1 pseudogene is annotated in these 353 nt (G+C 54.1%); it reads right to left on the bottom strand.

Annotated elements, in window-relative coordinates:
- Positions 1-342: pseudogene (locus SB724_RS19560) on the bottom strand (alpha-amylase family glycosyl hydrolase); the annotation flags it as partial.
- Positions 343-353 lie beyond the last annotated feature (11 nt).

Here is a 353-nt window from a genome sequence, read left to right as displayed (position 1 = left end):
CTGGAAGAAAACGATGGTAGTACAATTTCCCGGTTTGCTCATCCAGCGTCCAAGCCGCGTTACCGATGTTATCGAGCCAGTTATTTGGCGGCGATCCGTCTGCATTCGGATCCTCCCAAATAAACCAGTGGCGTTTCGCGTTGTCTCGCGAGGACCTGCTCTCAAGGAACCATGGGTGCTGCTCGGACACATGATTGGGTGTGAAATCGAGAATGATTTTCAGGTCACGGGCGTGAGCTTCACTGATCAGCGCAAGAAATCCTGCATGCTGCCGAAAACAGGATCGACGGAGCGGAAATCGCTGACGTCATAACCGCTATCGAGGAGCGGCGACTTGTAGATCGGCCCCAGCC

Origin of the sequence: Bacillus sp. SIMBA_031 (genome assembly GCF_046535225.1) — a bacterium.
Taxonomy (GTDB): Bacteria; Bacillota; Bacilli; order Bacillales; family Bacillaceae; genus Bacillus; species Bacillus velezensis.
Note: the sequence above shows the minus strand (reverse complement) of the source record. Positions and strands in the feature narration are given on the sequence as shown.